The sequence below is a fragment of the Candidatus Rokuibacteriota bacterium genome, assembly GCA_030647435.1.
GTDB lineage: Bacteria > Methylomirabilota > Methylomirabilia > Rokubacteriales > CSP1-6 > AR37.
The window spans coordinates 1-8,601 of sequence record JAUSJX010000109.1; the positions used below are offsets into that span (position 1 = coordinate 1).

Consider the following 8,601-nt stretch of genomic DNA (forward strand, 5'->3'; position numbering starts at 1 on the left):
CGACTTGCTGTGACGGGTACTCCCTGCTCACCTGTTCGCGCCCACGCCCCTTTGTCCATGTCCCCTCCCCGGTGGTGTGTGGTGCTGCCGCTACGCACCACCGTAGTGGGAAGGGCGGCATATTCCTCATAACTTAGATCACGGTCGCGGCGCGCTTATGCCGCTCGACCAGGACGTCATAGAAGTCGCTCGACTGCTGGGCGGTGAGCTTCCGGAGACCAAAATCATCGAGGACGAGCAGGTCGGGCGCGAGCCAGCTGCGCAGCTCCCGCTCGAAGGAGTTGTCGGCGCGGGACTGGAGCAGGGCCTGCAGGAGCTTGGCGACCGTGACGTAGCGCACGCGGTGGCCCGCGCGACAGGCGCTGTGGCCGAGCGCCTGGGCGAGGAAGCTCTTCCCGACCCCGACCGGCCCGCAGAAGATGATGTTCTCGCGCTCGGCGAGCCAGTGGAGGGTGAACAGCTCGCGGACGCGAGGGCGATCGTAGCTCACCGTCGTGTCCCAGACGATCTGCTCGACGCTGACGAGCTCGTCGAAGCCGGCGACGGCCAGGCGCTGCGCCAGGGTGTGGCTCTCGCGCCGGTCGATCTCGTCCTGCAGGAGCAGCTCGAGACATTCGAGGTGGCTGAGCTTCGCCTGGCGCGCGTGCGCGACACGGTCGGGCAGCGTGGGCAGCAGGCCGCCCAGCCGCAGGCGCTTGAGGCGGCGGACCAGATCAGGCGTGATCTCCAGCGTCATCGTCGTTCTCCTCGTGGGGATGGGGGTGAGTAAAGCTCGCCGGCGGCCGGGCAAACCGGGCGGGCAGTGGTCGCACCTCGCCGCGCTCGGCGGGGCCCGGCGCGCGCTCGAGGGCGGTGCGCACGATCCCCTCGACCCGGCGGACGTCGAGGAGCTCGAAGGCCAGCGCGCGCGCACAGGCCGCGTTGACGCGTGCGGCGCCATAGCGCTCGGCCAGGCGCAGCAGTTTCTGGGCCTGGCGCAGGCGCGCCCAGGGGAAGGTCCCGCTCAAGAGCACCGTGGTGAATTGGCCGATCGCGGGGCCCAGGCCTTCGGCCTGGCGGATACAGGCGTCGGGCGCGCGCATCGCGTACGGCGCGCGGGCGGCCGGATAGTCGGCATAGTCCGTGGCGCGCCGGCCGGGCAGCTGGGGGACATGGACCTTGATGAGGTCGCCCCGGTGGTAGATCCGGACCACGCGGCTGTCGCCGCGGACGTCCACGCGCTGGCCGATGTACCGAGTGGGGACAGAGTAGAGCGCGCGGTGGAACTGGATGTGGTGATCGGGATGGACCGTCGCCGCGGCCCAGGTCGGGCGGTCGAAGGGCTCCGGGCTCAGCGGCAGGAGGGTCGCCTGCTCGACGGTCTCGAAGACCACGCGCGGGACCTGGCGGGTGGTGCCGTGCAGGCGCGTCCCAGCAATCTCGCGGGACCACACGACCGCCCGGGCGCGCATCTCGGCTAGGTCCCGGAAGGTCTCACCGCGGAAGAAGTCTTCCCGGCAGTAGGGAATGCCGCGCTCCACTTTCGGTTTGCCGGTGGGGTGGCGCACGACGGCGGGATCAAGCATGAAACCGCGGAACTGGGCGTACTCGAGGCACACGCGGTCGATCGTGGGCGTGTAGCGATCGGCGCGGGTGACGACGGGCTTCAGATTGTCGCTGACCAGGCGGCGCACGACGCCCCCATAGAAGGCCCACGCCGCCTCCAGCCCGTCGAGGACAGCGGCGAGATCCTGCCGCAAGCTGATCCAGAGACACGCGTAGCGGCTGAAGCAGAGCGTGACCAACAGCCCGTACACGCGCCGGCGCTGCCCCGTGAGCGGATCGAGCCAGAGCCCGAGCAGGCCGAAATCGACCTCGGCCGCCTCGCCGGGCGGCGGCTCGGCCACGCGGACGGTGATCGTCGCTGGGGCGAAGTCGCACTGCGCCCGGGCGAAGCGGTAGAGCGTACTGTAGGAGACGGCCACGCCCTGCGCGCGCAGCCGCCGGTAGACCTTCGTCAGCCGCAGCCCGTCCTCGCTCAACCACCGCCGGATCGTCTCCTGATGGGCGACCAGAGCCCGGACCTCCGCGCTCGGCTCCGTCGTCGCCACGGGCCGTCCGGGCCGGCGACACGCCGCGAGGGCGCCGAGCTGGGCCTCGCTCGGCGGGGCGCCCCCGCGCTCGACGCCGGCCGCGTGGGCCAGCCGTACGTACTCGGCGACGGTCTTGCGGTCTACCCCCAGCGCCCGGGCAATGCTCCGCAGGCCGTCGCCGGCCAGCCACCGCCGCACGATCTCGCGCACTTCGACCATCCCCACCTCCCGATAGGCCATGCCCACCTCCTTGGGTTGGAGGCAAGCGTGACCCGGCTCACGGCGCGCCCGGGTGGGGGAAAGTTTCTGAAAACAGGTGGGGGAAAGTTTCTGAAAAACTCAGCCGCTACTGGGGGAATGATTCAGAAAAATGACAGTCATTTGCCACCACCCTGCTACCAGAACACCCTGTACCAGGACGATCAAGGAAGACATCCAGCTAGTCCGGATCGTTTTGGTTGGATAGGCTTGGGTTACTTTGGGTACCCTGAGTACGTGGTCCGGGGCAACTCTTAATCAGCGGGTCGGAGGGTCGAGTCCTTCAGGGTGGCCTGACCGGCGGGAAACTCAGTCCGATTCGCATATTCCCAGCCCATTCCCACATCCATTCCCGGCGAAGTCTCAACGGCTGACCCCAACGAGATAACGGCGGCACGTCCGTGGACCGACCTCGCTCGGTCACTCTGCGTCAGACGAGGTCAACCCCGAAGGCCAGGTTGTTCGATTTCGGTGGTTGCGGGCCCCCGCAACCAGAAAAACAAGGGCTTCGGAGAACATCCCGAAGCCCTTGGTGTCTTTGGGCGCGAGTTGGGCGCGTTCCTACTTCGAAGGCTCCGGCTTCCTCTTGGGCTTGGGGCGAACCGCCGCCACGAACACCGAGTGATGCTGGATACAGCGGGCCCTCTCACCTCTACGAGATGGTCGCCACCGGCGGGCGGTGCGACTTCTGCGACCGTGCCGAGGTGGGCGGGATCACTCTGGATTGCCACACGCGCGAGCGGTACCGGGAGGAGTGCGAGGAGGAGGCCATCTCCGAGTAGCGCGCGCCCGGAGGAGCACAAGCGGCGCCGGGGCGAAGGCGATCGTCAGCACCGCGATCGCCCTCTGACCCGGCCATCCTGCGCCGCCAGGGGCCTTCTCCCACGGTGGTCGCACATATGGGCGGGCGAAAGATTACTTTCAGGCTGGGGTCTTCACCTCATCCCACCATGGTGGGAACTTCCTGGTACGGCGGACCTCGTCAATCTCTTGGTCTGTCAACCTCTTGACCCGCTCGATGAGATGCAGGGAACGGTCAATCGGAATCGCGTGGGTTAGCCCCCCGGAGACGATCGCGGTCAGGTCGGTCGGGCTCAACACTTCTTTCCGGGCAAAGACAGGTGCCATCGTGGTGGGGCGTCCTGCAACGACACCTACAACCGCTCCATCCTCCTGGAGGAACATCGGACCACCGCTGTTTCCAAAATTTAGCGGAATGTCCAACCGATAGAAAGTTGTCCCGGCAAGAGGCGGAGCGCCTGGGTAGGGCATGATCGCGCCCACTATGCCCACTTGAAACGTGCTTGCCGCACTCCGAGCTTTAGGCTCAAGAGCGAGGCCCAGCGGGTACCCACAGACGCCGATTGCCGTCCCTTCCGATACTCTCGAGCCGGTGCCAAGCGGCGCGAATGGCAGCGGCATGGGGCTATTCTGAAGCCGGATGATGGCGACGTCATCCGTATCGTGAATAATGACCCAATTGAAGGGCATATCGCGCTTCGCAAGTAGTTGCTCCTCGCGATAGACGAACTGGGCTTCCAATCGATCGTTGATGAACTCCTCAACCACATGTCGGCACGTTACGATGACCCCTTTCTGATCTATGTTGAACCCGGTGCCGAGGACCTGCTGGTCTACAGGACCGTCCCCGGTACGCCGCACGATCGCGACGACAGCAGGCTTGAAGCGGGCAAGGAGGGCGACGAGATCCGCCATCGGTGCGTAGAGTCTACCTCACAGCCGGAGCCCTACGCGGCTCTGATCATCCCCGGGAGCACGCGCGTGCGGTCGCGGCCGGACCCCTCCGGGGGCAGAGCGTAGCTAACATAAGCGTCCATGGGCCGCTGGCCCACCCTGCCGCATGAAAATCGGGTACTTGCGCGCCGATTTTCTGAGCAACGCCTGTTCTCGGACCCGGCGGCCCTGCGGGCCCGTGTCACAGCTTGAGTCAGCCGCCGGCACAGGCGCGCTCGAGCTCCGCCATGAGCGCTGAGTCCCGATGATAGAAGACGCAAAGATCCTGTCTTGCTCGAGTCATCGCGATGTAGAGGAGCCGTCGGGCCTCTGGATCCTCGCGATCTTGGAGCTGATGGGCGTCCAGCAAGACCACGCAGTCGGCGTCGAGGCCCTTGGAGCTGTGGATGGTTGAGACGCGCACGCCTTCTGCCCGCTCCGTCTGGCCGAGCAGGTAGGCGGACACACCCAGGCTGTTCAGCCATGTCGTAAACGTTTTCATCTCGAGTCGCCCCGGCCCCAAAACGAGTATCTCCTCTGCGGCTACCCCGCGGGCAAGCCGGTACCGAATCCATTCCAGAGCATGCTCCCGGCTCTCCTCGATGGAGGCGCACCGGTGAATCTCGACCCCTGGCCCATTTCTGATCGCTCGATCAGGCGCCACGTACTCGTCGGGCGAACCAAGAGCGGCCCGTTCAGTGGCATCGATCCCCTGGATCATGCCGTACGCGGCCGACAGAATTGGCTGCGTGTTCCGATAGTTGTCCCGCAACACACGGGTCCGCCCCACGATCTGGATGCCGACCTCTCGCCAACTGACCTTTCGCCTGTAGATATTCTGCGACGAATCGAGCGCGATGAAGAGACTGCTCGTGGCGGGATCGAGAGCTCGCAGCACAGCGCGGTACCAATCGTCAGCGAAGTCCTGCCCCTCGTCCACGAGGATGGCCTGATAGGCGCCTTGGGGAACTCGACCCTCCTCGAACGCTCGGAGGAGAAGCTCCGCTACTTCTCGTGTCCAATACTGATCCCACTGCTTCCCTCGCCCCGGCGGCTTCGGGACGTCCACACCACTCTGGGTGAGCTGTCCCAGGGCCCAGCTGTGAAACGTGAGGACATCCAGGTTCGCGTCGGGCTGCATGGCTTGCCGGAGTGAAGTCGAGAGCGCCTTGTTGAAGCAGAGGACGAGAATTCGCCACTCGGGGTGCCGTTCCCGCAGGTACCGCGCTCGGCAGACAAGAACGACGGATTTCCCGCTGCCGGCGACGCCACGAAGCAGCTGGTGGCCTTCGCCCAGGGAGCGCGCGCGTCGCTCTTGCTGGCTATCCATCACGCCCAGGATCTGGTCGTCCGGAACGCCCCAGCCGATGCGGATCTCCGGATAGAGGACACCTCGGATCTCGTCCACCTGGAGGGGGGTGAGGCGGTCGAGTCGTGTTGCCCAGCCAGGGAGCAGGGAACGAAGGCGGGCAGGAAGGGCTTTCGCCGTCAAGTCATCGGCCGTTAGGACGCGTCCCGGCTCGAGAGCATCTTCGAGGGTCGGGCCGAAGAGGGAAGCGGTTCGGACGTCTTCGGTCCTGAGGTACGGGAAAACCACGCCATATCCCCAGCCACAAGCAAGCCCCTCACCGTCGCGGCGGAGCAGGGGGCGTTTCTTGAGCAGGTCCACCGTTTTGAGCACATATTCGCGCACCTGCCAGATCGGATTCCCCACCACGATCTCTCCGTCAGGATGGCGGAGCCTGACGCCCTCTTCGCCGATGGCCGAAATCGATCCGAGTCGCCAGTCCTTGACTTCCAGTACGACCAGCCCAAGATCAGGTCCCACGATGATGAAATCAGGATGTCGTCCCTGGACTGAGATGTCGTAGTAGACGAGATAGTCTTCGGGCAGGTAGTCCCGCAGCGCGACGAAGACCTTCCTCTCCCCCGCTGTCGCGGAGCTCGGCTGAGTCGACAGCGTCTCGGGGATCATGAAGGCCATCAGAAGGATGGTACTCTCGTCGGCCTACTCTCACGAAATCGCGCCGCTGCTGGCGGAGCCGTGCCTTACGCGCCAGCCAGATTTGAGCCAGCCGGCACGCCCATGAAGTAACGCATGCACCGGCCCGAGTGCAGGCGACTCGAGACGTGTCACGGAGATACAGAGTTCCTGCGAGGCTTGCGCGGGCGTCATTCTTGTGTATACATATCGGCCATGGCGCGACGCCGGGCACGTCGGCCAGCCGCAGGACGGCCGCGGATCACGTTCTACTGGGACAATCCCCCGGGGCCGAGGTCGGGCGGCAGCATTGAACGGGTCTGGCGCGGGCAGGTCTACGAACGTGAGGTTGGCCCAAGTGATTGGCTGGATGTCCCGGAAGCTGCGGCGGCCCTGGGCGTGCGGCATGTCTTTTCGGTGTACCGGGCCATCTGGGATGGGCGGCTCGAGGCGATTCAGCGCGGTCGCGACATCCGAGTGTCCCTGGCCGCGATCAAGGCGTACCTGAAGGAGGAGGCATCGCGGCCGGGCCGGAAGGGCCGGCGGCGGCTGAGGGAGTGAGATCTCCTGGCGCGGCCATCACGGGCTCGACGGGGTGTAGCGGGGGGGTCTGACCGGGGGTCCTGACCGGGGGGTCTCGACGGGGATCCCTCCCCCCAAGGGAATGAAGAGGATATCCCCTGTAGGATATCGGGGATACCAAGGATATACGGAGGAGATACCCATGCAGATACAGGAGAGCATCTACGGCGGACGGGCGGACGACATCTACGGCGCCCCCATACCGGTGTCGTCCATCTATGGGAGCCTTGTCTGTGCTTCGGCCATCGTCCTCGGACCGCTGGGCGCGTGGCAGGTGCCCGCGCGGTACAGGTCACGCCCTGTGACATTTGTGCCGTCGCAGTTCTGGCCCGACGCCGTGCGCACGGCCGTCGTGGACGCGCTCGCCGAGGCCTTGGTCCGAGACGTGGTGACGCCACCGTGTGAGCCCGGCCCCGAGGAGATGTCGACATGAGTGCGCGGACTGGTCGGTCGAGTCCCCGCCCCTTGGCAGCTGCCGGTCCGCTGGTGGCGGCCCTCTACGCCCGGAAGTCGACGGAACAGGTCGGCGTGACGGACGAACAGCGGTCGGTGACCCGGCAGATCGACCATGCCCGGACCTATGCGCTGGCACACGGCTGGGTCGTCCGGGATGAGTACCTCTTCGTGGACGATGGCGTCAGCGGCGCCGAGTTCCGGAAGCGGCCGGGGCTGACGCGGCTCCTGAACATGCTCCGGCCGCGCCCGCCCTTCCAGGTGCTCGTCATGAGTGAGGAGAGCCGGCTCGGGCGGGAGCAGATCGAGACGGCCTACGTCATCAAGCAGATCCTCGATGCCGGGGTACGGCTCTTCTACTACCTCGACGACCGAGAGCGCACGCTCGACTCAGCCACCGAGAAGGTCCTCCTCTCCCTGGCCGGCTTCGCCTCGGAGATGGAGCGGGAGCGGGGGCAGCAGCGGACGCACGACGCCCTGCTGCGTTTGGCGCGGGGCGGCTACGTCACCGGCGGGAAGGTCTACGGCTACGATAACGTCCGGGCCAGCACCCCGGGAACGGACAGCGGGACACACCGGTCCCCAGCACGGCGGGTGATCAATCCGGCGCAGGGCGCCGTGGGGTCCGCCGCATGTTCGAGCTGTCGGCCGCGGGCTGGGGCATCACGCGCATCGCCAAGCAGCTCAATGAGGAAGGGATCTCCCCTCCCCGCGGCGGTGAGCACGGCTGGGCGCCGACCGCCATCCGCGAAATGCTCCACAATGAGCTTTACCGCGGCCGGGGCCTCTGGAATCGCACCAAGAAGGCCCACCGGCGGGGGACGAAGACGCAGGAGACGCGGCCGCCCGCAGACCTGGTCGAGGTTGAGCTGCCTGATTGCCGAATCATCTCGGATGACCTCTGGGAGGCCGCGCACGCGGCGCTCGACCGGCGGGCGAGCGTCTTCGTTCCCCAGATCCGGGCCTTGAGCGAAGCGGAGCCCATACCGCAGCTCACGCCGCTGTCCTCGTACCTGCTGAGTGGGCTCGCCCGGTGTGCCGGCTGTGGCGGGCCAATCATCGCCATGAGCCGTCACCACGGCCGCCGTCGGGGCTACTTCTACGGGTGCGCCCACAACTCGAAGCGGGGCCCGGCCATCTGCTCGAACAACCTTCATCTCCCGCAAGCGATCCTGGACGAGGCCATACTGGACGCCATGGTCCATGCCCTCGATGCCGAGCTGGTAGAGGCCGCCGTGGCGCAGGCCTTTGCGCGGCTGACGGAGAGCGCTGCGGAGACAGCAGACCGGCGGCCGATGTTGGAGGGCGAAATCGCTGAGGCGCGGCGACGCGAGCAGCGGCTTGCGGAGACCATCTCGCACGGGACCCCGGGTGATGCACCCCCTGAGGCCCTGCTCACTGCGCTCCGTGCTGAGGAGACCCGCAGAAAGGACCTGGAACAGCAGCTCGCTACGCTACCGCAGCCAACTGCGGTCGTTTCGGTAGATCGCGACCACGTGGCCCGCGAGCTGCGCACCCGCG

Annotated in this window: 7 protein-coding genes; 3 read left to right on the top strand and 4 right to left on the bottom strand. The window is 66.4% G+C overall.

Annotation, left to right across the window (positions count from 1 at the left end; translation table 11 throughout):
* Positions 1 to 133: 133 nt before the first annotated feature.
* The 4 genes from Q7W02_19335 to Q7W02_19350 all read right to left on the bottom strand — a co-directional run bounded on the left by Q7W02_19335 (position 134) and on the right by Q7W02_19350 (position 6,048).
* A complete protein-coding gene (locus Q7W02_19335) occupies positions 134 to 736 on the bottom strand; it encodes an ATP-binding protein (protein MDO8478307.1) in 603 nt (200 codons plus the stop codon).
* A complete protein-coding gene (gene istA / locus Q7W02_19340; protein MDO8478308.1) occupies positions 714 to 2,312 on the bottom strand; it encodes an IS21 family transposase in 1,599 nt (532 codons plus the stop codon). The genes Q7W02_19335 and istA overlap by 23 nt, the downstream gene beginning before the upstream one ends.
* A 939-nt stretch (positions 2,313 to 3,251) precedes the next feature.
* Complete coding sequence (locus Q7W02_19345; GenBank protein MDO8478309.1) at positions 3,252 to 4,046, bottom strand: serine protease; 795 nt, start codon at positions 4,044 to 4,046, stop codon at positions 3,252 to 3,254.
* A 232-nt stretch (positions 4,047 to 4,278) separates the two neighbouring features.
* On the bottom strand, positions 4,279 to 6,048 hold the full coding sequence (locus tag Q7W02_19350) for a 3'-5' exonuclease (GenBank protein ID MDO8478310.1): 1,770 nt from the start codon (positions 6,046 to 6,048) through the stop codon (positions 4,279 to 4,281).
* A 213-nt stretch (positions 6,049 to 6,261) separates the two neighbouring features.
* Here Q7W02_19350 and Q7W02_19355 point away from each other — a divergent pair, with 213 nt between their 5' ends.
* The 3 genes from Q7W02_19355 to Q7W02_19365 all read left to right on the top strand — a co-directional run.
* A complete protein-coding gene (locus Q7W02_19355) occupies positions 6,262 to 6,606 on the top strand; it encodes a helix-turn-helix domain-containing protein (protein MDO8478311.1) in 345 nt (114 codons plus the stop codon).
* Between the two features lie 163 nt (positions 6,607 to 6,769).
* A complete protein-coding gene (locus Q7W02_19360; GenBank protein MDO8478312.1) occupies positions 6,770 to 7,060 on the top strand; it encodes a hypothetical protein in 291 nt (96 codons plus the stop codon).
* Positions 7,061 to 7,712: 652 nt separating this feature from the next.
* Positions 7,713 to 8,601 (top strand): recombinase family protein (locus tag Q7W02_19365; GenBank protein MDO8478313.1); only part of this gene is annotated, 889 nt, incomplete at its 3' end.

Coding starts and splice junctions, on each gene's coding strand:
- Q7W02_19335 (MDO8478307.1), bottom strand. CDS start 736: ATGACGCTGGAGATCACGCCTGATCTGGTCCGCCGCCTCAAGCGCCTG.
- istA (MDO8478308.1), bottom strand. CDS start 2,312: ATGGCCTATCGGGAGGTGGGGATGGTCGAAGTGCGCGAGATCGTGCGG.
- Q7W02_19345 (MDO8478309.1), bottom strand. CDS start 4,046: ATGGCGGATCTCGTCGCCCTCCTTGCCCGCTTCAAGCCTGCTGTCGTC.
- Q7W02_19350 (MDO8478310.1), bottom strand. CDS start 6,048: ATGGCCTTCATGATCCCCGAGACGCTGTCGACTCAGCCGAGCTCCGCG.
- Q7W02_19355 (MDO8478311.1), top strand. CDS start 6,262: ATGGCGCGACGCCGGGCACGTCGGCCAGCCGCAGGACGGCCGCGGATC.
- Q7W02_19360 (MDO8478312.1), top strand. CDS start 6,770: ATGCAGATACAGGAGAGCATCTACGGCGGACGGGCGGACGACATCTAC.